Origin of the sequence: Streptomyces sp. NPDC094032 (assembly GCF_040303965.1) — a bacterium.
Taxonomy (GTDB): domain Bacteria; phylum Actinomycetota; class Actinomycetes; order Streptomycetales; family Streptomycetaceae; genus Streptomyces.
In genome coordinates, this window is the sequence record NZ_JBEOUE010000032.1 from 20,773 (window position 1) to 40,739 (window position 19,967).

General features: G+C 73.4%; 22 protein-coding genes, 1 tRNA gene and 1 pseudogene. 12 read left to right on the forward strand and 12 right to left on the reverse strand.

What is annotated here, in order from left to right; genetic code table 11:
- The first annotated feature begins 4 nt into the window (after positions 1 to 4).
- Both ABTZ54_RS31350 and ABTZ54_RS31355 read left to right on the forward strand, forming a co-directional pair.
- A complete protein-coding gene (locus ABTZ54_RS31350) occupies positions 5 to 2,443 on the forward strand; it encodes a phosphoribosyltransferase (RefSeq protein WP_351669838.1) in 2,439 nt (812 codons plus the stop codon).
- Entirely contained in the window at positions 2,440 to 3,318 is an 879-nt protein-coding gene (locus ABTZ54_RS31355) for an HAD family hydrolase (protein WP_351669680.1), read from the forward strand. The genes ABTZ54_RS31350 and ABTZ54_RS31355 overlap by 4 nt, the downstream gene beginning before the upstream one ends.
- Here the strand turns inward: ABTZ54_RS31355 and ABTZ54_RS31360 are convergent.
- A complete protein-coding gene (locus ABTZ54_RS31360) occupies positions 3,281 to 3,907 on the reverse strand; it encodes a DedA family protein (protein ID WP_351669682.1) in 627 nt (208 codons plus the stop codon). The two genes, ABTZ54_RS31355 and ABTZ54_RS31360, sit on opposite strands and share 38 nt — an antisense overlap.
- Before the next feature lie 122 nt (positions 3,908 to 4,029).
- Between ABTZ54_RS31360 and ABTZ54_RS31365 the strand changes: the two genes are divergently transcribed.
- A complete protein-coding gene (locus ABTZ54_RS31365) occupies positions 4,030 to 5,211 on the forward strand; it encodes a sensor histidine kinase (RefSeq protein WP_351669684.1) in 1,182 nt (393 codons plus the stop codon).
- Positions 5,211 to 5,861 carry a response regulator transcription factor gene (locus tag ABTZ54_RS31370; RefSeq protein WP_351669841.1) on the forward strand — a complete coding sequence of 217 codons (651 nt, stop codon included), beginning with the start codon at positions 5,211 to 5,213 and terminating at the stop codon, positions 5,859 to 5,861. Before ABTZ54_RS31365 ends, ABTZ54_RS31370 begins: the two co-directional genes overlap by 1 nt.
- Before the next feature lie 41 nt (positions 5,862 to 5,902).
- On the opposite strand, the gene ABTZ54_RS31375 is transcribed toward ABTZ54_RS31370, so the two are convergent.
- Both ABTZ54_RS31375 and ABTZ54_RS31380 read right to left on the reverse strand, forming a co-directional pair.
- Entirely contained in the window at positions 5,903 to 6,115 is a 213-nt protein-coding gene (locus tag ABTZ54_RS31375; RefSeq protein ID WP_351669686.1) for an FmdB family zinc ribbon protein, read from the reverse strand.
- A 36-nt stretch (positions 6,116 to 6,151) separates the two neighbouring features.
- Positions 6,152 to 7,507, reverse strand: a complete 1,356-nt coding sequence (locus tag ABTZ54_RS31380; protein WP_502997345.1) for a hypothetical protein — start codon at positions 7,505 to 7,507, stop codon at positions 6,152 to 6,154.
- A gap of 154 nt (positions 7,508 to 7,661) precedes the next feature.
- On the opposite strand from ABTZ54_RS31380, the gene ABTZ54_RS31385 reads away from it, so the two are divergent.
- Positions 7,662 to 7,736 (forward strand) — tRNA-Val (locus tag ABTZ54_RS31385).
- Between the two features lie 21 nt (positions 7,737 to 7,757).
- On the opposite strand, the gene ABTZ54_RS31390 is transcribed toward ABTZ54_RS31385, so the two are convergent.
- On the reverse strand, positions 7,758 to 8,144 hold the full coding sequence (locus ABTZ54_RS31390) for a hypothetical protein (protein WP_351669688.1): 387 nt from the start codon (positions 8,142 to 8,144) through the stop codon (positions 7,758 to 7,760).
- Between the two features lie 91 nt (positions 8,145 to 8,235).
- Between ABTZ54_RS31390 and sigJ the strand changes: the two genes are divergently transcribed.
- Both sigJ and ABTZ54_RS31400 read left to right on the forward strand, forming a co-directional pair.
- Positions 8,236 to 9,168, forward strand: coding sequence for an RNA polymerase sigma factor SigJ (sigJ, locus tag ABTZ54_RS31395; protein ID WP_351669691.1), 933 nt, complete (start codon positions 8,236 to 8,238; stop codon positions 9,166 to 9,168).
- 32 nt (positions 9,169 to 9,200) lie between these two features.
- Positions 9,201 to 9,758: a DUF4231 domain-containing protein gene (locus ABTZ54_RS31400; protein ID WP_351669694.1), complete on the forward strand. Its 558-nt coding sequence runs from the start codon at positions 9,201 to 9,203 to the stop codon at positions 9,756 to 9,758.
- Here the strand turns inward: ABTZ54_RS31400 and ABTZ54_RS31405 are convergent.
- A complete protein-coding gene (locus ABTZ54_RS31405; RefSeq protein WP_351669697.1) occupies positions 9,748 to 10,197 on the reverse strand; it encodes a lamin tail domain-containing protein in 450 nt (149 codons plus the stop codon). The two genes, ABTZ54_RS31400 and ABTZ54_RS31405, sit on opposite strands and share 11 nt — an antisense overlap.
- Positions 10,198 to 10,365: 168 nt before the next feature.
- The gene (locus ABTZ54_RS31410; protein ID WP_351669700.1) at positions 10,366 to 11,130 is read right to left on the reverse strand and encodes a GntR family transcriptional regulator; all 765 of its coding nucleotides are present in this window, start codon (positions 11,128 to 11,130) and stop codon (positions 10,366 to 10,368) included.
- Positions 11,131 to 11,323: 193 nt separating this feature from the next.
- Here ABTZ54_RS31410 and ABTZ54_RS31415 point away from each other — a divergent pair, with 193 nt between their 5' ends.
- On the forward strand, positions 11,324 to 11,548 hold the full coding sequence (locus ABTZ54_RS31415) for a hypothetical protein (RefSeq protein ID WP_351669703.1): 225 nt from the start codon (positions 11,324 to 11,326) through the stop codon (positions 11,546 to 11,548).
- A 44-nt stretch (positions 11,549 to 11,592) separates the two neighbouring features.
- Positions 11,593 to 11,799, forward strand: a pseudogene (locus ABTZ54_RS31420) (DUF2277 domain-containing protein); the annotation flags it as partial.
- 88 nt (positions 11,800 to 11,887) lie between these two features.
- Here ABTZ54_RS31420 and ABTZ54_RS31425 read toward each other — a convergent pair.
- The 3 genes from ABTZ54_RS31425 to ABTZ54_RS31435 all read right to left on the reverse strand — a co-directional run bounded on the left by ABTZ54_RS31425 (position 11,888) and on the right by ABTZ54_RS31435 (position 13,866).
- Positions 11,888 to 12,472: a DedA family protein gene (locus tag ABTZ54_RS31425; protein WP_351669847.1), complete on the reverse strand. Its 585-nt coding sequence runs from the start codon at positions 12,470 to 12,472 to the stop codon at positions 11,888 to 11,890.
- 182 nt (positions 12,473 to 12,654) lie between these two features.
- The gene (locus ABTZ54_RS31430; protein WP_351669706.1) at positions 12,655 to 13,116 is read right to left on the reverse strand and encodes a DoxX family protein; all 462 of its coding nucleotides are present in this window, start codon (positions 13,114 to 13,116) and stop codon (positions 12,655 to 12,657) included.
- A 99-nt stretch (positions 13,117 to 13,215) separates the two neighbouring features.
- Positions 13,216 to 13,866, reverse strand: coding sequence for an HNH endonuclease family protein (locus tag ABTZ54_RS31435; RefSeq protein ID WP_351669709.1), 651 nt, complete (start codon positions 13,864 to 13,866; stop codon positions 13,216 to 13,218).
- Between the two features lie 199 nt (positions 13,867 to 14,065).
- Between ABTZ54_RS31435 and ABTZ54_RS31440 the strand changes: the two genes are divergently transcribed.
- Together ABTZ54_RS31440 and ABTZ54_RS31445 are read left to right on the forward strand one after the other, a co-directional pair.
- On the forward strand, positions 14,066 to 14,842 hold the full coding sequence (locus tag ABTZ54_RS31440) for an ABC transporter permease (protein ID WP_351669712.1): 777 nt from the start codon (positions 14,066 to 14,068) through the stop codon (positions 14,840 to 14,842).
- A gap of 76 nt (positions 14,843 to 14,918) precedes the next feature.
- The gene (locus tag ABTZ54_RS31445) at positions 14,919 to 15,449 is read left to right on the forward strand and encodes an SMI1/KNR4 family protein (RefSeq protein WP_351669715.1); all 531 of its coding nucleotides are present in this window, start codon (positions 14,919 to 14,921) and stop codon (positions 15,447 to 15,449) included.
- Between the two features lie 24 nt (positions 15,450 to 15,473).
- Here the strand turns inward: ABTZ54_RS31445 and ABTZ54_RS31450 are convergent, their stop codons facing one another.
- Both ABTZ54_RS31450 and ABTZ54_RS31455 read right to left on the reverse strand, forming a co-directional pair.
- Positions 15,474 to 16,139 (reverse strand): HAD-IA family hydrolase, encoded by a 666-nt coding sequence (locus tag ABTZ54_RS31450; protein WP_351669718.1) that lies wholly within the window; start codon positions 16,137 to 16,139, stop codon positions 15,474 to 15,476.
- 149 nt (positions 16,140 to 16,288) lie between these two features.
- Complete coding sequence (locus ABTZ54_RS31455; RefSeq protein ID WP_351669721.1) at positions 16,289 to 17,251, reverse strand: peptidoglycan-binding domain-containing protein; 963 nt, start codon at positions 17,249 to 17,251, stop codon at positions 16,289 to 16,291.
- A 259-nt stretch (positions 17,252 to 17,510) separates the two neighbouring features.
- On the opposite strand from ABTZ54_RS31455, the gene ABTZ54_RS31460 reads away from it, so the two are divergent.
- The gene (locus ABTZ54_RS31460; protein WP_351669724.1) at positions 17,511 to 19,568 is read left to right on the forward strand and encodes an MDR family MFS transporter; all 2,058 of its coding nucleotides are present in this window, start codon (positions 17,511 to 17,513) and stop codon (positions 19,566 to 19,568) included.
- 64 nt (positions 19,569 to 19,632) lie between these two features.
- Here ABTZ54_RS31460 and ABTZ54_RS31465 read toward each other — a convergent pair whose 3' ends face one another.
- Positions 19,633 to 19,965, reverse strand: coding sequence for an antibiotic biosynthesis monooxygenase family protein (locus ABTZ54_RS31465; protein ID WP_351669726.1), 333 nt, complete (start codon positions 19,963 to 19,965; stop codon positions 19,633 to 19,635).
- Positions 19,966 to 19,967: the final 2 nt, after the last annotated feature.

Sequence of the window (19,967 nt, forward strand, 5' to 3'; positions counted from 1 at the left end):
CCTGATGGAATCGGTGTGGTCGGGAACCTGGGTCGCGGAGCGACTGGGCGTCGAACTGATCGGCGACGAGAAGCTGCCGGGCCTGCTGGGACTCGCCCTGCGCCGCAACCCCAAGCGGGCGCACCTGCTCGTCTCCAACGTGCTCGGCAAACACGTGCCCCAGCGCCCCTCGGTCGTCCGGGACGCCGGTTACGACCTGGGCGTACGGGTACGGCGGCTGCTCGGCGACGAGGAGGCGGCCCGCGCCGTCGTCCTCGGGTACGCCGAGACTGCCACCGGCCTCGGCCACAGCGTCGCCGACGGCCTCGCCGTCGCCCCGTACCTGCACTCCACCCGGCGCCCCGTCGACGGCGTCGCCACCGCGGGCGGCTTCGAGGAGTCCCACTCCCACGCCACCTCCCACCTGCTGCTCCCCGAGGACCCGAAGCTGCTCGCCGGAGACGGCCCGCTGGTCCTCGTCGACGACGAGTTCTCCACCGGCAACACGGTCCTCAACACTATCCGTGACCTGCACGAACGCCACCCGCGCGACCGCTACGTGGTCGTCGCCCTCGTCGACATGCGCACCCCCGCCGACCGGGCCAGGCTCACCGCCTTCGCCGACGCCCTCGGCGCCCGCGTCGACCTGATCACCCTCGCGGCGGGCACCGTGGACCTCCCCGACGGCGTCCTCGCCAAGGGCCAGGAGCTCGTCGCCCGCCACGAGGCCGAGGCCCCCGCCGTCCCCGCCCCGCGCGCCCCGCGCCCCGCCCCGGCCCGGGTCCGCCTCGACTGGCCGTCCGGCGTCCCCGACGGCGGTCGGCACGGCTTCACGCCCGAGCACCGGGAGCACCTGGAGGCGGCCCTGCCCGGGATGGCGGCACGGATAGCGGGAGAGCTGCCCGACGCGCCCGCCGGGCGGCCCGCACGCGTCCTCGTCCTCGGCTTCGAGGAGCTCATGTACGCGCCGCTGCGCCTGGCCGGCGAGCTGGAGCGGACCGGCGCCGCCGAGGTGCGCTACTCCACCACCACCCGCTCGCCCGTCCTCGCCGTCGACGACCCCGGCTACGCCATACGCACCCGGCTGGTCTTCCCCGCGCACGACGCCCCCGCCGACGGGCCCGGCGAGCGGTACGCGTACAACGTGGCCGGCGGCGGCTTCGACGCGGTCGTCGCCGTCGTCGACTCGGTCGCCGACACCCCGGAGCTGCACGCGCCGGACGGGCTGCTCGCCCAGCTCGCCGCCCACATACCGCGGGTCGTGCTGGCCGTCGTCCCCTCGTACGTCCCCCAGGTCACCGAAGCTCCCGAAAGGAGCTCCATGCTGCCCGAGCCCCTCCGCGGCCCCGCCTTCTCCTCGTACGCGCCCGAGGAGGTCGGCTGGCTGCTCCAGGACCTCTCGGACGTCGAGCTCGAAGCCCCGACCGAGGAGCGCGAGGAGGCCATCCAGAGCGGCGGCGCGCACTACGCCGAGTCGCTGCCGGTCGAGTACCAGCCGGACGAGCACTACCAGAAGCTGTTCCAGGCCGCCCTGGACGGCTCCGCCGCCCGGATCGCCCGGGCCGTCGGCACCGTCACCGAGACCGTCCTCGCCGAGCGCGGCAAGCACCCCGTCCTGGTCTCCCTGGCCCGGGCCGGCACCCCCGTCGGCGTCCTGATGCGCCGCTGGGCGCTCCACCGGCACGGCCTGGAGCTGCCGCATTACGCCGTCTCCATCGTGCGCGGGCGCGGCATCGACGCCAACGCGCTGCGCTGGCTCGCCGCCCACCACGACCCGGCCGACGTCGTCTTCGTCGACGGCTGGACCGGGAAGGGCGCCATCACCCGCGAACTGGCCGAGGCGCTCAAGGAGTTCGACGGCTTCGACCCGGAGGTCGCGGTGCTCGCCGACCCCGGTTCCTGCGTCCGCGTCTACGGCACCCGCGAGGACTTCCTCATCCCGTCCGCCTGCCTCAACTCCACCGTCTCCGGCCTGATCTCGCGCACGGTCCTGCGCTCCGACCTGGTCGGCCCGCACGACTTCCACGGCGCCAAGTTCTACCGGGAGCTGACCGGCGCGGACGTCTCCGAGGCCTTCCTCGACGCCGTCGCCGCCCGCTTCGACGAGGTCGCCGCCGACGTCGAGGCGGACGTCACCCGGCTCCTCGCCACCGACCGCACCCCCACCTGGGAGGGCTGGAGCGCCGTCGAGCGGATCAGCGAGGAGTACGGCATCCACGACGTCAACCTGGTCAAGCCCGGCGTCGGCGAGACCACCCGGGTGCTGCTGCGCCGGGTCCCCTGGAAGATCCTGGCCAAGCGGGGCGCGGGCGCCGACCTGGCCCACGTACGGCTGCTCGCCGAACAGCGGGGCGTACCGGTCGAGGAGGTCGACGACCTGCCGTACAGCTGCGTCGGACTGATCCACCCCCGCTACACGCGCGGCGCGACCGGCGCCGACGGCACGGCGGTGATGTCCCGATGAGCGCGATCCCGAAGCCCACCGTCCTGGTCGCCAGCGACCTCGACCGCACCCTCATCTACTCCACGGCCGCCCTCTCCCTCGGCATGCCCGACGCGCAGGCGCCCCGGCTGCTGTGCGTCGAGGTCCACGAGTCCAAGCCGCTCTCGTACGTGACGGAGAAGGCCGCCGGCGAACTGCGGGCGCTGGCCGCCGAGACGGTCTTCGTCCCGACCACCACCCGCACCCGCAAGCAGTACCAGCGCATCCGGCTGCCCGGCGACACCCCGCCGAAGTACGCGATCTGCGCCAACGGCGGGCACCTGCTCGTCGACGGCGTCTCCGACCCCGACTGGCACGCCGAGGTGCTCCGCCGGGTCGCCGAGTCCTGCGCCCCGCTCGCCGAGGTCCGGGCCTACTTCACCGCCACCACCGACCTGTCCTGGGTGCGCAAGCACCGCGTCGCCGAGGACCTGTTCGCCTACCTGGTCGTCGAACGGGAGCGGCTGCCCGAGGAGTGGCTCGCGCGCTTCACCGAGTGGGCGGGCGAGCGCGGCTGGACGGTCTCCCTCCAGGGCCGCAAGGTGTACGCCGTGCCGAAACCGCTCACCAAGAGCGCGGCCGTACGCGAAGTCGCCCGCCGCACCGGCGCCACCCTCACCCTCGCCGCCGGCGACTCCCTCCTCGACGCCGACCTGCTCCTCGCCGCCGACCGGGCCTGGCGCCCGGGCCACGGCGAACTCGCCGACGCCGACTGGACGGCACCCCACGTGGAGGCCCTGGCCGAGCGAGGCGTGGCAGCGGGCGAGGAGATCCTGCGCCGCTTCCGCGCAGCGGCCGCAGCCCACACGAGCCCCCGCCTCAACGGCGCGCCCGCCGCACTCCCGGACCCGGCCTGACCGCCCGTACGACCCGCACGGCGACGAAGCAGACCACCGCGGCCAGCGCCACACCGAGCACCGCCTTCGAGTAGACCGACACATAGCCGGTGACCTGCTCCCAGTTCTCGCCGAGGAGGTAGCCGGCGAGGACGAAGGCGGTGTTCCACAGTGCGCTGCCGAGGGTGGTGAGCGCCAGGAAGAGCGGGAGCGGCATCCGCTCCACCCCGGCCGGCACCGAGATCAGGCTGCGGAAGATCGGCACCATCCGGCCGAGCAGCACCGCCTTGGCGCCGTGCCGCGCGAACCACGCCTCCGTCCGCTCGATGTCCGCCACCTTCACCAGCGGCAGTCGCGCGGCCACCGCGATCACCCGCTCCCGTCCGAACAGCGCTCCCAGGGCGTACAGGGCGAGCGCGCCGACGACCGAACCCGCGGTCGTCCACAGCAGGGCGGCGATCAGATCCATCCGCCCCGAGGAGGCGGCGAACCCCGCCAGCGGCAGGATCACCTCGCTCGGGATCGGTGGGAAGAGGTTCTCCAGGGCGACGGCGAGGCCCGCGCCGGGGGCGCCGAGCGTGTCCATCAGCGTGTTGATCCATTGCGCCATCCATTGCTCCATGCCGTCGACGCTAGGAATTCCGGGGGCGCGGGGGACTGGGGGCGCCCGTACGGAAGGGGTGCGGTTTTCCGCAGGGTGCGGGAGGCGGGGGCGCGCTAGCGTGGACGATCATGAGGACCTCGGAGGGGACCGGTGGGACCGGTGGGGCCGGCGGGACCGGCGCGGTGGGTGGGGCAGGCCGGGCCGCCTGGGCCGCCCGGGCCGCCCGCACCGTCGCGGGGCTCGCGCTCGGTGCCGTCGGGGCGGTCCTTGAGGGCGTGGCCGCGCTGCTCCTGCTGCCCCTCATGGTGTCGCCGCGCGGGCGGCGGGCCGTGGCGCGGGCGGCGGGACGGGTCGTGCGGGCGGAACGGTGGCGGCTCGACCGTCTGCTGGGCGTGCGGCTCCCGCCGTACGGGCCGGAGCGCACCCTCCCGTACCTGGCCGCGCGCTGCCCGGTCGGCCTGTTGGGCGGAGTGGTCCTCGCCTGCGCGGCGACCGGCCTCGCGTACGCGGGCTTCGCGCTGGCCGGCTGGCTCCTGGTCGACGTCCGGCAGCCGCTCATGGTCGCCCTCGGCGGCGCGGGCGGACTCCTCCTGCTCTACCTCTCGGCCCAGGGCATCGGTCAAGTCGCCCGTATGGAGGCGGAGTTGGCCGTGCGGATGCTGGGGCCGAGCCAGGCCGACGCGCTGGAGGCCAGGATCGCCGAACTCGCCGCGAGCCGCGCCGAGGTCATGGACGTCGTCCACGAGGAACGCCGCCGCATCGAGCGCGACCTCCACGACGGGGTGCAGCAGCGCCTGGTCGCGCTCGGCATGCTCATCGGCCGGGCCCGCCGCGGCCAGGACCCCGAGCGCACCGCCGAACTGCTGCGCCAGGCCCACGAGGAGAGCCGCCGGGCCCTCGCCGAACTGCGCGAGGTGGCCTGGCGGGTGCACCCCGCGGTGCTGGACGAGGCGGGCCTCCGGCACGCCCTGGAAGCGGTCGCCGAGCGCAGCCCGGTGCCGGTGCGGCTCGCGTTCGCGGTGCCCCGGCCCGTGTCGAAGCCGGTGGAGACGGCCGCGTACTTCGTGGTCGCGGAAGCGGTGACGAACGTGGTCAAGCACGCGGGCGCGAGCGCCGTGGACGTACAGGTCACAGGGAAGGACGGGACGTTGGAGGTACGGGTACGGGACGACGGCCGCGGCGGCGCGGACCCGGCGGGCAGTGGCCTCGCCGGTCTGGCGAGCCGGGTGGCGGCGCTGGACGGGCGCCTGAGCGTGCACAGCCCGGCGGGCGGCCCGACGGTGATCGGGGCCGAGCTGCCGTGCGCGTGATGCTGGCCGAGGACTCGACCCTGCTGAGGGAGGGGCTGGTACGGCTGCTCGCCGAGGAGGGCCACGAGGTACGGGCCGCCGTGGGCACGGCCGTGGAACTCCTGGTCGCGGTCCGGGCCGACCCTCCGGACGTGGTCGTCGTCGACGTCCGGATGCCGCCCACCCACACCGACGAGGGCCTGCGCGCCGCCCTGGAGATCCGCGGCACGCTGCCGGAGGTGGGCGTGCTGGTGCTGTCGCAGTACGTGGAGAAGCGGTACGCGACGGAACTGCTGACCGGGGCGGCGGACGCGGCCGGGGCCGGGGTCGGCTATCTGCTGAAGGACCGGGTGGCGCAGGTCGACGAGTTCCTGGAGGCGCTGGACCGGGTGGGGGAGGGCCGCACCGCCTTCGACCCGGAGGTCGTCCGGCGCCTCCTCGTCCACTCCTCGCACACCGACCCGCTGGCCCGCCTGACGCCACGGGAGAGCGAGGTCCTCGCGGCGATGGCGCAGGGCCACACGAACGCGACCGTGGCGGCACGGCTGCATGTGTCGCTGAGCGCGGTGGAGAAGCACATCAACGCGATCTTCGACAAGCTGGAGCTCACCGGCCGCAGCGAGGGCTACAGCAAGCGAGTGCTGGCGGTCCTGCGCTACCTGGACAGTTAGACCTGCCGGCCGGATCAGTCCCGGCCAGGCCTGCTGCTTCTCTACCCGCAGCAGCCCCCGCCGCAGCACCCGCCTCCGCCGCCGCTGGGCGCGGGGGCGGAGCCCTTCGTCCCCCCGACCGCGACGGCGGAGAGCAGCTTGACGGTGTCGTCGTGCCCGGCGGGGCAGGCGGCGGGGGCGGAGGACTCGGCCATGGGACGGCTGAGCTCGAAGGTGTCGCCGCAGGTGCGGCAGCGGTACTCGTAACGAGGCATGGACACAGGTTACGGCGCACGGCGCACGGCGTACCCCTACGCCTTCCCCCGCTCCTCCCGGATCCGCTCGACGACCTGCCCGGCCCCGGCCCGGATCGCCTCCAGCTCGTTGAGGAAGGCCCAGTAGTCGGGGTGGCGCCCGTCGCCCAGGGTCGCCACGGCCCGGTCGATCCGGGCCACGGCCTCGTCGAGGGGCGCGGCGTGCCGGGGGTCGGGCGTGGTGCGCCCCTCCATGGCGAGCCGCTGGGCGTCCCGTACGGCGAAGCGGGTGCGGTCGATCTCGGCCTGCGGGTCCTTGGCGACGGCGTTCAGACGGCGCAGCCGCTCCCCGGCGGCGGCGACGCCCTCGTCGGCGGGGTTGAGCAGGGCGCGGGCGGTGGCCAGCAGCGAGGTCGCGTCGGGCCAGCGCTGCTCGTCGCGCGCCTTGGCGGCCTCGGCCAGCCGCTCCTCGGCCTGCCGGGCGGCGGCGGTGGCCTGCTCGGGCACGTGCTGGAGGTCCTGCCAGCAGGCGGCCGAGAACCGGCGGCGCAGCTCGGACAGGACCGGCTCGACGCCGTCGGCGCGGGTGGCGAGGGCCTGGGCGCGGGTCCGCAGCGAGACGAGCCGCTTGTCGATCTCGGCGGCCCGCTCGGGCACCCGGGTCGCCTCGGCCCGCACCGCCTCGGCCTCCCGGAGCACCCGGTCGGCCCGCTGGAGCGTCTCGGCCACGCCGTGCCGCCCGGCACCCTCGTTGAGCCGGGTCAGCTCGGGCCCGAGCAGCGCGAGCCGCCGCGCCAGATCGTCCGCCCGGAACCCCTGCTCCCGCGTGCCGTCGAGCGCGACGGCGGCGCCCCGCAGCGCCTGCCGCGCCCGCTCCACAGCGGGGGCGAGCCGGGCCAGCTGGGTCTCCGCCCGGTCGAGCAGCGGCGCGAGCCCCTGCTCGAACCGGTCGAGCTCGCCCTTGACCCGCACGAGCTCGTCACGCGCCCGCTCCAACTCGGCCTTGGCCCTCCCGGCGGCCCCGGCATCGAGCTCATCCCGATCGAGATCATGCCCATCAACTGCACCGATATAGACATGACTGACCTCGTCGATCCGCCGCCCGAGCGCGGCGAACCCCTCCACGGCCCGCCCGGCGTCCGCCGAGTCGTCGGCGGCGGTGATCGTCTCGATGGAGATCCGCAGCCCGCGCTGCGCGGTGTCCAGCTCGTAGAAGGCCGCAGCGGCGGCGTCCTTCGCGGCCTGCGCCTCGGCCCGCCGGCTCTCGTCCCGCCCGCCGAACCACCGCCGCGTCCCACCCCCGGCGAAGGCCTGCGGCAGCAGCGCGACGACAAGCAGCGGCAGCACCAGCCCCAGCCGAACCGCACTGGTGATCCCGGGCGTCGCCCCGCCCCTGTCCTCGGTCGCCGCCACGTTCCCTCTCCCGTGCTGTGTCCGCCCTGCCCGGTCCGCTACATTCTCCCACCCCCTACTGACGAAGACACGACCCCCACAGTTCGCCCACCCCCCTCCCTATTCGGTTTGCGATGCCCACCCGTCCGCCATGTACCCTGTGGGTTCACTCCACGGGTGCGTAGCTCAGGGGTAGAGCGCTGCTCTTACAAAGCAGATGTCGGCGGTTCGAAACCGTCCGCGCCCACCATGACGAGAAGCCCCCGACCGGTCACGGTCGGGGGCTTCTCCGTGCTCCGTGGGCCGCCAGGGCCAGGACGCTGAGGCCGAACATCAGGACGCCGAGCGGGACATGGACCGACGGGACGTGGGCGATGCCCAGGATGACCTGGGCCGAGGCGAGGAGGAGGAAGGTGGTGGCGTAGAGGATGGGGCGTGGGGGGTTGCCGCCGGGGCGCCAGGACAGGATTGCCGCCAGGAGGTAGAGCATCGACGCGCCGTACATCACGCGGGCGCCTATGCCGTGCAGCAGCTCGCCGTGCGAAGAGGTCAGGAGGATGCCTGCCGTCGTCGCCTGGAAGAAGAGGGTGAGGGTCTGGAGGGCCGCCGTGACGCGGAGGAACGTGGTGGTGGTGGCTGCCGGGGTTCTCGTGGGCATTCTTGGGCCTCTGTTCTGTCGTTTCGCGGGGGGTCGGTACCTTCTCGGTAGTTCGACGACGTAGGCGTGGGGAATGTGAGGCGGGGGGCGTATGAGTGGGGTGTACGGGGGTGTCGACTGCGTGCTTCTCGCGGAGCGGCGGCGGCTCACCGATCTCGCGTACCGGCTGCTCGGGTCGGTCGCCGAGGCCGAGGACGCCGTCCAGGAGACGTACGCGCGCTGGTACGCGATGGCGCCGGAGCGGCGGGCGGCCGTGCGGGTGCCGGGGGCCTGGCTGACCACCGTGGCGGGGCGGGTCTGTCTCGATCAGCTCGGGTCGGCGCGGGTGCGGCGGGAGCGGTATGTGGGGGCCTGGCTGCCGGAGCCGTTGCCCGACCGTACGGAGTGGGGCGGCGGGGCGGCCGTCGATCCGGCGGACCGGGTGACCCTGGACGAGTCCGTTCACATGGCTTTCCTCGTCATCCTCGAATCGATGACGCCCGCCGAGCGGGTCGCGTTTGTTCTGCATGATGTTTTTGCCTTTCCCTTCGGCGAAGTGGCCGGGGTCGTCGGACGGAGTCCCGCGGCCTGTCGGCAGTTGGCCTCCTCCGCGCGTCGGCGGATCGGGGCCGCCAAGGCTTCCGCCGGGCCCGCCGTGGCCGGGCAGGCCGGTGTGGTGCGGGAGTTCAAGGAGGCCTGGGAGGCCAAGGACATCGAGGCGCTCGTCGGGCTGCTCGATCCCGACGCCGTCATGACCGCCGACGGCGGCGGGCTCGTCGGCACCGTCCTGCGGCCGGTCGAGGGCGGCGCGCGTATCGCCGACTATCTGCTGTTCATCGCGGGCAAGGCTCCCGGACTGCGGCTCCTGGAACGGTCGGTCAGTGGGCGTCCCGGGCTTGTCGCCCAGGTCGGTGGTGTCACCGTGACCGTCGCCGCCTTCGACCTCGGGGAGGACGACGGGCGGGTGCGGCGGATCTGGGTGGTGCGGAATCCGGAGAAGCTGCGCCCGTGGAGTTGTTCCGGGAGCGGTTCCGAACCGGGTTGACGGGTGGGCGGGGGCGGCGGTGTACTCCCCGCATGGATCAGGTGGGGGACGCGCCGGAAGTCGGCTCGCAGCGCGGTGAGATGACGCCGCAGGCGTATCTGGAGACCCGGCTCGCGCAGTACCAGGAGTGGTACGACCGCAAGGCCACGAAGATGAAGGCGATGCATCTGCGGATGCGTACCGTCTCGGTGGTCGGGGGCGCTCTGGTGCCCGTCCTCGTCAACCTCGACCTGGCGTTCGCGCGCATGACCGCGACCGTGCTCAGCCTCGTCGTGGTGGCGTCCGTCTCGCTGGAGAGCGTCTACCGCTATCGGGAGCAGTGGAAGAACTACCGCTCGACCGAGCAGCTCCTGGGGCACGAGCGGGTCTACTTCGCCGCGCGCGTCGGGCCCTACGACCGGCTCTCGGACCGGGACTCGTTCACGACGTTCGTCGCGCGAGTCGAGAAGGCCATCGCCAGCGAGAACTCGGCCACGCTCAATGTCATGACCCTCGGGGGGCAGGTCAACAGCGAGTTGCAGCAGTACGGGCTCCCCCCGCAGCGCGAGGAGAGCCCGGACAAGGCTGCCGGTCCGGCCGTCAGCACATGACGGAGTCGACCCGGGTCGAGTTGTACGAGCAGGTGTCGATCCGCGCGCCGTTGGACTTGCGCAGCGTGGCCGTGTCCCGGTCGTTGTTCCAGACGTACGCGCCGCGGCCCTGGTAGAGGTTGGCGGCCGTGTTCGTGCCCCGGCCGGTGCGGACGGTGACCGTCTTGCCCTTGCCGAGGGTGAAGTTGCCGAAGGTGTACTTGTGGTTCGACGCGTCCGTCAGCGTCCAGCCCCGCAGGTTGACCGCCGCGCCGGTGGTGTTGCGTATCTGCACGTACTCGGCGTTGAGGCTGGCGTTGCTGCGGGTGTCCTTGCCCGGGCTGTCGTAGTAGATCTTGTACAGGTGGACGGAGCCGGCCGCCTGAGCGGGCGAGGGCAGCAGGAGCAGGCCGGCTGCGGCGGCAGCGGCGGCGGCCGCGACGGTGCGCGTACGGAGCATGGGTGTCCCTTGGGCGTGCGTGGTGGGGCGGATGTGGTGGTGCCGGGCCGGGCGCGCCCCGACGGGTACCCGGCGCGGACACAGAATACGCACGGTCTTCACAACTTCCGCACGGCGTTCCGGAAATGGCCGGGGGAGGCCGGGAAGGCCGGAAACCGCTCCTCGCCGTCACGCGTCGAAGTCGTACTCCAGGACGTACGAAGCCGAGTCCAGCGTCATCTCGTTGAGCTCGACCGGAACTCCCGCCTCGGTCAGGGCGGTCCGGCTGATCAGGATCACCGGCGTGCCGAACTCCAGCGCCAGGAGCGCCGATTCCTCGGCCGTCGGCATCCGGCAGCGGATCTCCTCGCGGAAGTGCACCGGCTGGTGGCCCAGCTCCGTCAGCCGGGCGTAGGTGCCGCCGGGGCCGGTGTCCTGCTCCGTGATCGCCGTGCCCTCGGCGAGCGTCGCGGGGAGGTACGAGACGGAGAACAGCACCGGCTTGTCGTCCAGCACGAAGCGCCGGCTGCGCACGCAGACCGCCGCGTCCGGCGAGGCGAGGCCGAGCACTCTGGCCACCCGCGCCCCCGCGGGCGCGGTGGCCCGGACCTCGATCCGGTCCACCAGGAGGGACCGGTCCCCGATGTCCGCCGACCAGACCGAACGGCCCGCGCCCCAGTGGGCGTGGGCGAGCCGCGGGATGCCCCGGCGGCGCAGCGGGCGGAACGTGCGGACGAAGACCCCGGCCCCCTTGCGGGCCTCCGCCAGGCCCTCGTTGCGCAGGACGGACAGGGCCTGGCGGGCGGTCATCCGGGCCACGTCGTAGGTGGCCATCAGATCGTTCTCGCCGGGGAGGCGGTCGCCCGGCGCGAAGTCACCCGACTGGATCGCGGTTCTCAACTCGTCGGCGATGCGCTGGTACTTGGGCCGACGACCGCTGTCCTGGTCAGTCATGGGTGGACCACTCCCTTCCGTCTGCGGGACACCCTACGGCCCGGTTCTGCGGGGTGGTGTACACCTGTGCGCCGTCCCGCGCCGCCGATCCATCCTTCGGGGGACATCTCTAGAGATGCGTTGACAGGGGTGGGTCTCAGGGCTTCTCTGGGTGTATCTATCTGATCTCTGCGAACCGGGACGGAGGGAACGCGTGCAACCCGTGCCCGAGGTCGGTGACCTCGTCCGTGATACCGCCACCGGGCGGGTCGGCTTCTACGTCGACAGCGTCTCCGGCGTGTTCCTCATCCGGCCCGTCAACGGCGGCCACGAGTGGGAGGCCGAGCCCGCCGACGTGCAGCTCGCCACGCCCATGCGGGAGCTGCGGGCCCGCGCCGCCGAGATCAACGCGCGCAGCAGACGGAGCCTCGGCGGCTGACGTCGGCGGCTGGCGTTGTCAGTGGGGCGCGTCACACTGGAGGCATGTGCCGCAGCATCAAGACTCTCCGACCGCCGGCCCTCCCCGAGGAGGCCACCGAGGACGACATCCGCGCCGCCGCCCTCCAGTACGTCCGCAAGGTCTCCGGCTTCCGGGCGCCCGCCGCGCACAACCGCGAGGTGTTCGACCGGGCCGTGGAGGAGATCGCGGAGGCGACCGCGCGTCTCCTGGACGGCCTGGAGATACGGGGGAGCCATCCGCATCCGGCCCATCCGCATCCGGCCCATCCGCATCCGGCCCATCCGCATGCGGCCCACTCGCATCCGGCCCGTCCGGCCGTCAGCCCGCCGTCGCGGGAGCCGCAGCCGGACGCCGTATGACGTAGGCGGCGACCCCGCCCGCCAGGAACAGGGCGAGCACCGGGACGCAGGCGCCGAGCCAGGTCGCGCCCAGCCAGCGGCCGCTCAGCCAGCCGAGCCCGACGCTGTACGTGGCCCAGGCCGCGGCCGCCAGGGCGGACCAGGGCAGGAAGTCCTGGAGGCGGCGGCCCGTCGCGCCGGCGCCGAGGGAGACCACCGAGCGCCCGGCCGGGGCGAAGCGCGCGAGGACGACGAGCAGGCCGCCGCCGCGCGCGAGGGTCTCGCCGAGACGTTCCTGCGCCGAGGCCAGGCGGCGCGAGCGGGCGACGGCTCGGGCCAGCCTGGTCCCGCCGCTTCTGGCCAGGCGGTACGCGAGGAGGTCGCCGAGCACCGAGGCGGTGGCCGCGCAGAGCAGAAGGGGGAGCAGGGAGGGGGCGTACGCGCCGGCCGTCGCCGTTCCCGGGGCGGCGGCCACGGACGCGGCGGAGGAGGCGGTGGCGGCCGTGACCACCAGGATGCCGCTCGGCAGCACGGGCAGCAGGACGTCGAGCAGGATCGACGTCATCACCGCCGCGTAGATCCACGGGCCCGAGGTCAGCGCCTGCAGTGACCACCCCGTGCCGTCGAGCACGTTCACAGGGCCAGAGCCTACGTGGGGGCGGTCGCGGCGGGACCGACCGGGGCCGGAAACCGCGACGGCGGCTTCCGGCCCCGGGTGGCGCGGGTGGCGCGGGTGGTCCGGCGGGGTTACGCCGCGACCGTCGGGCGCTTCGCCTCGGCCGCCGCCCCGGCGGCCTGGCCGCGCGCGCCGAAGACGCGGTCGAGTGCCAGGGCGCCCGGCCCGGTGAAGACGAGCAGCAGGAAGGCCCAGCAGAACAGGGCCGCGGTCTCGCCGCCGTTCTGCAGCGGGAACAGGCCCTCGGCCTGGTGGACGTCGAAGTACGCGTACGCCATCGAGCCGGAGGCTATGAACGCGGCGCTGCGGGTGCCCACGCCCAGCAGGACGAGGGCACCGGCGACGAGTTGGATGACGGCCGCGTACCAGCCGGGCCAGGAACCGGTCGGCACCGTGCCGCCGCCGTTGGCGCCGCCGAGCACTCCGAAGAGCGAGGCGGCGCCGTGGCAGGCGAAGAGCAGGCCGATGACGATCCGGAACAGGCCGAGGGCGTAGGGCTGCGCCTGATTCAGGCGCGGGGCGAGCGTGTTCATGTGGGGGGCTCCTTCGGTTTCGCCGAAGCCCTTAGGTTAGGCACCCCTCACTAGTACTTGCAACTTCAACATTCCGCTTCTTTCGGGACCGAGGGGGAATCAGCAGCCGTCGAGGGTCGCCTGGAGCGCGCTCTTCTCCGCCGGGTCGACGCTGAGGTTCCAGTAGTACTTCACGTGCACCCACATGCGGGCGTAGGTGCACTGGTACGCCGTGCGCGAGGGCATCCACTGCGCCGGGTCCTTGTCGCCCTTGGCCTGGTTGACGTTGTCCGTGACCGCGATGAGCTGGGGGCGGGTCAGGTCGTTGGCGAAGGACTGCCGCTGGCTGGTCGTCCAGGTGTTGGCGCCCGAACGCCAGGCCTCGGCGAGCGGGACGACGTGGTCGATGTCCAGGTCGGAGGCGGCGGTCCAGGTGGCGCCGTCGTACTCCGAGTACCAACTGCCGCTGACCGAGGCGCAGGCGGCGTCCGTCACGACGTTCACGCCGTCCCGCTTGAGGACCGTCTCGCGGGTGTTGCAGGTGCCGGACTGGGTGATCCAGTGCGGGAAGAGGTCCCGGCTGTACCCCGTGGTGGAGCCGGCCGCCTGGACCGTCAGGGCGGCGAGGTAGGTGCGGGCCGTGGCGGCGCTGACCGGGGTGGGCGGCGCGGCCTGGGCGGCCGGGGCGGTGGCGAGCAGACCGGTGGCGGCGAGGGCGGCGGAGGCGGCGGCGACGCCTATTCGACGCGCGTAGACGCTGACGACGGACATGCGAACTCCCTTGAGGTGGGGGGACCGTGGCCGTGGCCGGCCCCCGCGTGGGTGCGGATGGGCGCCGGGCGGCCCGGTCATCGTGACGTCGCCGGGTTTCCGTGAGGGGTGCGCCAGGTAACAGGGTGGCGACATGGGCACGTCACATCAAGGGGTGTGACGTGCCGACAGCTCCCGTGCGGGGTCCTAGGGTTGGCGCGTGCTCGTGGACGTGAATGTGACTTTCGGGGCGGTTCTCGCCGTTCTGCTCGTCCTCGCCGCCGGGGTCGTCGCGCTGGCCCGCCTCGGCCGCGCCCGCGACACGCTCGTCGCGGGAGCCCGCGCGGCCGTCCAGCTCGTGGCGGTGTCCCTGGTGATCGGGTGGGTGGTCCGCTCGACGCCGCTGCTGGTCTGCTTCCTGCTGCTGATGTACGCGGTGGCGGTACGGACGGCCGGGCGGCGGATCGTGCCCGCGCCCGGCCGGGCCTGGCGGTGGGCCGCCGTGCCGATCGCGGCGGGCGTGGTCCCGGTCGTGTCGGCGCTGGTCCTCACCGGTCTCGTACCGCCGCGCGGCATCACGCTCATCCCGGTGACCGGGATCCTCATCGGCGGCGCGCTCACGGCCACCGTCCTCGCCGGGCGGCGCGCCCTCGACGAGATCCGGGGGAGATGGGGGGAGGTCGAGGCGGGCCTCGCGATCGGCCTGCCCGAACGGGAGGCGCGCCTGGAGGTGGCCCGCGAGGCCGCCTCCGACGCGCTGCTGCCCGGCATGGACCAGACCCGGACGGTCGGGCTCGTCACCCTCCCGGGCGCGTTCGTCGGCATGCTCCTGGGCGGCGCGTCACCCCTGCACGCGGGCGCGGTCCAGCTCTTCGTCCTGGTCGCACTGCTGCTGGTCCAGGCGGTGGCGGTCGCGGTGACGCTGGAGCTGGTGGCGCGGGGGCGGCTGGTCCGGGCCGACCGGGCCACCTCTCACCACGGCGACCGGGCGTCGTAGGTTGGGACCCGCTGACAGCTGACATCACAGAAGGCGAGTGGGGGACGGGATGAGCGGGCCGGCGGGTACCGATGCCGTGGCGGCACTGGAGGCGTTCCTCCCGGTGCCGGCGGCGGCGGGCGACCAGGTCGACTGGGCCGAGGTGGAGGCTGCCTGGGGGACCCGCTTCCCCTCGGACTACGTCCGTTTCATGGAGGTGTACGGGTCGGGGGTGATCAGCGACGGGATCAGCGTCCTGCTGCCCGCACTCCACGCCGAGGGATACCCCTACGCGGAGGGCCCCGGCCTCGGGCCCGAGACGGAGAACGCCCGCGAGACCTGGGAGATGTGCGGCGGCGGAGCCGATTTCGACGTCGACCCCGCATCGATCGTGGCGTGGGGCGTCACCTCGGGCGCGGACATCTACTGCTGGGTGACCGAGGGCGACGACCCGGACCGATGGCCCCTCCTGATCTGCGGCAGGCACACCCACCCCGAGATGCAGCTGCACCACCTGGGGATGGCCGAGTTCCTCCGCCGACTCCTCGGGGACGAGGCGTTTCGCCGGGGAACGATCAGCGTCACCCTGCCGGGCGAGGCGTCCTTCGTCCACTGGCGCACCGCATAGGGCGGTCCTGGACGGCGGGGGTGCTCAGACGAAGGTCAGGGTGATCGTGCCGTTCGTGCCCGGCTCGACGCGGAGTCGGGTCAGGTCCTGGACGTGGACGTCCGGGGCGAAGGCGGCGGCGCGGGGGCCGACGCCCACCACGCGCATGCCGGCCGCGCGGCCCGCCTGGATGCCCGCCTCGGAGTCCTCGAAGACGACGCAGTCCTCGGGGGCGAAGCCCAGCTCCGCCGCGCCCTTCAGGAAGCCCTCCGGGTCCGGCTTGCTCGCGCTCACGCCCTCGGCGGTCACCCGGGTCGCCGGCATCGGCAGCTCCGCCGCGCCCATCCGCGCCTGGGCCAGCGCCTCGTCGGCGGAGGTCACCAGGGCGTGCGGCAGGGTCGCGAGGGCGGCCATGAACGCGGGCGCGCCCGGCACCGGCACGACCCCGTCGAGGTCGGCGGTCTCCTCGGCGAGCATGACCCGGTTGTCGGCGTAGTTCTCCTCCATCGGGCGCTCCGGCAGCAGGACCGCCATCGTGGCGTACCCCTGACGGCCGTGCACCACCTTCAGGGTCTCGACCGGGTCGAGTCCCTGGCGCTCCGCCCAGCGCCGCCAGCAGCGCTCCACGACGGCGTCGGAGTTGACGAGCGTGCCGTCCATGTCGAGCAGGAGGGCACGTGCGGTGAACGACGCCGGGGTGGTGGCAGTCATCAGGGATCTCCAGGAGGGGTGGTCGGAGACAGAGCGGTCCCGCCCACCGGTCAGGGAGTGCGGGCGGGGCCACTTTGTTTCTCCACGATACAAAAACGGGTGGCCTTCGCGCCACTCCGTCCGTATCGCGGGACCCCGCCGCCGCCCCCTCAGCCCGTCGTGTCGGCCTCCAGCGCGCGGCGCGTGCTCGGCCCGTAGACGCCCTCGGGGTCGCCGCCGACGTACTTGTACGACTGGTAGACCTTGACCGCGCGCTCCACCTTCTTCGAGAAGGTCCCGTCCTCCGGCCCGTTGTACAGCCACAGCTCCTTCAGGCGCCGCTGGAGCTCCGCCACCTCGTCGCCGGTGGAGCCCAGGCTCAGGGTCGGCCCGCCCTGGTCCTCGGTGGCGCTCGGGACCGCCTCGGGCGCGCTCGACGGCGCGGTCTTCGGGGGTGCCGTGGCCGGTGCCGCCGTGGTGGCGGCCGCCGAGGTCCGGACGGTCTTCGGGGAGGCGGAGGCCGTGGGGGCCGCCGAGGCGGTCCGGGCGGAGGGGGAGGCCGTCTCGGTCGGGGTCGGCGCGGTGCTCGGCTCCTCGGAGACGGCGATGTTCTCGGACGCGCTGGTCGTGACCTCGGGGACGGCGGCCCGGTCGTCCGTGCCGTCCCCGCCGATCATCGCGGCCGCCATCACCGCCGTGCCCACGACGGCGGCCGCGACCACGCCCGCGACCACCAGGGTCCGGCCCCGCCCGGAGCGCCCGCGCCCTTCGGGGGCGTACGCGAGGGTGTGCGCGGACTCGTAGGGGTCGGGCGAGGGCTCGTACCCGGGGGTAGCGGTGGCGTCGGGGGCGTACCCGGGGGCGGGCGAATGTGCCGGCGCGTGCCCCTCCCCGTACGCCGACGCCCGCTCCGCCACGCCGGGCAGGAACAGCGGCATCGTCTGGGACGGATCCCCGGCCGATCGCGGCGCGGGCACCTCGGCCGGAAGCGGCCCGGGAAGCGGCCCGGGCGGCGCCCCCGCCCCCGCCCCCGGAACCCCCGGAAGCATCGCCGTCGCGTCCTCCGTCGAGCTCAGCGTCACATACGGCCGGATGCGCAGCGGATCGAAGTCCTCCGCCGCGGCCACCTCCACGGCCTGCGCCTCCGCGCGGGCGCAGGCGCAGCCCGGTCTGTGTACACCGCATTCAGGACAGACGTGTCCGGACATCGTTGGGTCCCTCCCCGGTTCAACTGCGAGCGATTATGCAGCCCGCCTGCCCCGGTGGAGTGAACAGCCGTGCCCTTCTGGAGGCCTCTTGGGGGCCCTCCACGGGCCATAGCGGGGCAAACCCACCAGGATGGGGAGGGACGGAGGGGGATGAACCCCAGCGGCCCGGCCGGAGGAGACGCCCATGGCCCAGGAAGTACGCGCGCCGCGCGCCGGCGGCGACCCCGCGCCCGGGGAGGGCCAGAACCGCCGCACCGTCAACGTCGCGATCGGCGCACTGCTGCTCGGCATGCTGCTCGCCGCGCTCGATCAGACCATCGTCTCCACCGCCCTGCCGACCATCGTCAGCGATCTCGGCGGCATGGAGCACCTCTCCTGGGTCGTCACCGCCTACATGCTGGCGTCGACCGCCGCCACACCCCTGTGGGGCAAGCTGGGCGACCAGTACGGGCGCAAGAAGCTGTTCCAGGGCGCCATCGTCCTCTTCCTCATCGGCTCCATGCTCTGCGGCATCGCCCAGAACATGCCGCAGCTCATCGGCTTCCGCGCCCTCCAGGGCCTGGGCGGCGGCGGGCTCATGGTGCTGTCGATGGCGATCGTCGGCGACCTCGTCCCGCCCCGCGAACGCGGCCGCTACCAGGGCCTGTTCGGCGCGGTGTTCGGCACGACCAGCGTGCTCGGGCCGCTGTTGGGCGGTCTGTTCACCGAACACCTCTCCTGGCGCTGGGTGTTCTACATCAACCTGCCCGTCGGCATCGTCGCCCTCTTCGTCATCGCCGCCGTGCTGCACATCCCGGTCGGCGGCACCCGCCACACCATCGACTACCTCGGCACCTTCCTCATCGCCTCGGTCGCCACCTGCCTGGTCCTGGTCGCCTCCCTCGGCGGCACCACCTGGGCCTGGGGCTCGCCTCAGATCATCGGGTTCGCCGTCCTCGGCGCCGTCCTGCTGGTGTGGTTCGTGTACGTGGAGCGGCGGGCGGCCGAACCCGTGCTGCCGCTCAAGCTGTTCCGGATCCGGACCTTCAGCCTGGTCTCCGTCATCAGCTTCATCGTCGGCTTCGCGATGTTCGGCGCGATGACCTATCTGCCGACCTTCCTCCAGGTCGTGCAGGGCGTCACCCCCACCATGTCCGGCGTCCACATGCTGCCCATGGTCCTCGGCATGCTCCTCACCTCGACCGCGTCCGGCCAGATCGTCTCCCGCACCGGCCGCTGGAAGGTCTTCCCGATCGCCGGGACCGGCGTCACCGCCCTCGGCCTGCTCCTTCTGCACCGGCTGACGGAGAACAGCTCCACCGCGGAGATGAGCGCCTACTTCTTCGTCTTCGGCGCGGGACTCGGCCTCGTCATGCAGGTCCTGGTCCTCGTCGTGCAGAACGCCGTCTCCTACCAGGACCTGGGCGTCGCCACCTCCGGAGCCACCTTCTTCCGCTCCATCGGCGCCTCCTTCGGCGTCGCCATCTTCGGCACCGTCTTCACCAGCCGCCTCACCGACAAGCTGGCGGACGCGCTCGCCGGGCAGCCGCTGCCGCCCGGCACCGGAGCCGCGCAGATCGCCGCCGACCCCCGGGCCATCGGCGCCCTCCCGCCGGAGCTGCGGCCCCCGGTGCTGCACGCGTACGCCACGTCCATCACCGACGTGTTCCTGTACGCGGCGCCGGTCGTCATGGTCGGCTTCGTCGTCGCCTGCTTCCTGAAGGAGGACCCGCTGCGCGGCGCGGTCACCGCGCCCGACACCAGCCAGACCCTCGCCTCCAACCCCGTCGAGCGCTCCTCCCACGACGAGTGCGCCCGCGCGCTGTCCCTGCTCGGCTCCCGCGCGGGCCGCAAGCAGGTGTACGAGAAGATCACCGCGCGCGCCGGGCTCGACCTGCTGCCGGCCGCGAGCTGGCTGCTCCTCCGGGTACGCAGGCACGGCACCGTGGAGCCCTCCCTGCTCGCCGACACCACCCCCGTACCCCTACGGGTGATCACCGAAGGCGCCCGGCAGCTGGAGGAACGGCGCCTGGTGGCCAGGGAGGGCGTCCAGCTCGTGCTCACCGAGGACGGAGCCCAGACGGCCGTACGGCTCGCCAAGGCGCGCGAGGACTCCCTGTCCGACCTGCTCGGCGATTGGTGGGGCCCGGACCGCCCGACCGACCTGGTCCAGCTGGTCGAGGAGCTGACGGCCGAACTAGGCGGCTCGGACGCCGAACGCCCCCGCACACCGGAGCCACCGGGCGACCACCACGCCCCCTAGGGGTGTCCGGGACGCGGTGGTAGGAGCTCCGCACCGTACGAGCTCTCCGGCTCGCTCCCCCGGCTCAGCCCTTCGGTGCCGCCTGCTGGACGACCTCGAAGGACCACAGGGTGGAGCCGGACGCCGCGGGCTTCGGGCGTTCGGTCCCGGTCTCGCCGCCCGTGGTGCCCTGGTGGGCGGCCTTCATGGAGCCGTTCATCCAGTTCTGGAAGTCCTCCTCGCTGCGCCAGCGGGTGTAGACGAGGTAGGAGTCGGTGCCCTCCATCGGGCGCAGCAGCTCGAACCACTCGAAGCCGTCCGAGCCCTCGACGGCCCCGGCGCGCGAGGCGAAGCGCTGTTCCAGGACCTCGCGCTGTTCTGTCGGGACGGTCAGTACGTTGATCTTCACGATGCTCATGA

Bases quoted from the DNA above. Each gene is read 5' to 3' on its own strand.
- ABTZ54_RS31405 (WP_351669697.1), bottom strand. From the start codon at position 10,197: ATGCTCCGTACGCGCACCGTCGCGGCCGCCGCCGCTGCCGCCGCAGCC.
- ABTZ54_RS31350 (WP_351669838.1), top strand. From the start codon at position 5: ATGGAATCGGTGTGGTCGGGAACCTGGGTCGCGGAGCGACTGGGCGTC.
- ABTZ54_RS31400 (WP_351669694.1), top strand. From the start codon at position 9,201: ATGGATCAGGTGGGGGACGCGCCGGAAGTCGGCTCGCAGCGCGGTGAG.
- ABTZ54_RS31365 (WP_351669684.1), top strand. From the start codon at position 4,030: ATGAGGACCTCGGAGGGGACCGGTGGGACCGGTGGGGCCGGCGGGACC.
- ABTZ54_RS31425 (WP_351669847.1), bottom strand. From the start codon at position 12,472: ATGACGTCGATCCTGCTCGACGTCCTGCTGCCCGTGCTGCCGAGCGGC.
- ABTZ54_RS31435 (WP_351669709.1), bottom strand. From the start codon at position 13,866: ATGTCCGTCGTCAGCGTCTACGCGCGTCGAATAGGCGTCGCCGCCGCC.
- ABTZ54_RS31430 (WP_351669706.1), bottom strand. From the start codon at position 13,116: ATGAACACGCTCGCCCCGCGCCTGAATCAGGCGCAGCCCTACGCCCTC.
- ABTZ54_RS31465 (WP_351669726.1), bottom strand. From the start codon at position 19,965: ATGAGCATCGTGAAGATCAACGTACTGACCGTCCCGACAGAACAGCGC.
- ABTZ54_RS31450 (WP_351669718.1), bottom strand. From the start codon at position 16,139: ATGACTGCCACCACCCCGGCGTCGTTCACCGCACGTGCCCTCCTGCTC.
- ABTZ54_RS31375 (WP_351669686.1), bottom strand. From the start codon at position 6,115: ATGCCTCGTTACGAGTACCGCTGCCGCACCTGCGGCGACACCTTCGAG.
- ABTZ54_RS31390 (WP_351669688.1), bottom strand. From the start codon at position 8,144: ATGCCCACGAGAACCCCGGCAGCCACCACCACCACGTTCCTCCGCGTC.
- sigJ (WP_351669691.1), top strand. From the start codon at position 8,236: ATGAGTGGGGTGTACGGGGGTGTCGACTGCGTGCTTCTCGCGGAGCGG.
- ABTZ54_RS31360 (WP_351669682.1), bottom strand. From the start codon at position 3,907: ATGGCGCAATGGATCAACACGCTGATGGACACGCTCGGCGCCCCCGGC.
- ABTZ54_RS31355 (WP_351669680.1), top strand. From the start codon at position 2,440: ATGAGCGCGATCCCGAAGCCCACCGTCCTGGTCGCCAGCGACCTCGAC.
- ABTZ54_RS31370 (WP_351669841.1), top strand. From the start codon at position 5,211: ATGCTGGCCGAGGACTCGACCCTGCTGAGGGAGGGGCTGGTACGGCTG.
- ABTZ54_RS31460 (WP_351669724.1), top strand. From the start codon at position 17,511: ATGGCCCAGGAAGTACGCGCGCCGCGCGCCGGCGGCGACCCCGCGCCC.
- ABTZ54_RS31410 (WP_351669700.1), bottom strand. From the start codon at position 11,130: ATGACTGACCAGGACAGCGGTCGTCGGCCCAAGTACCAGCGCATCGCC.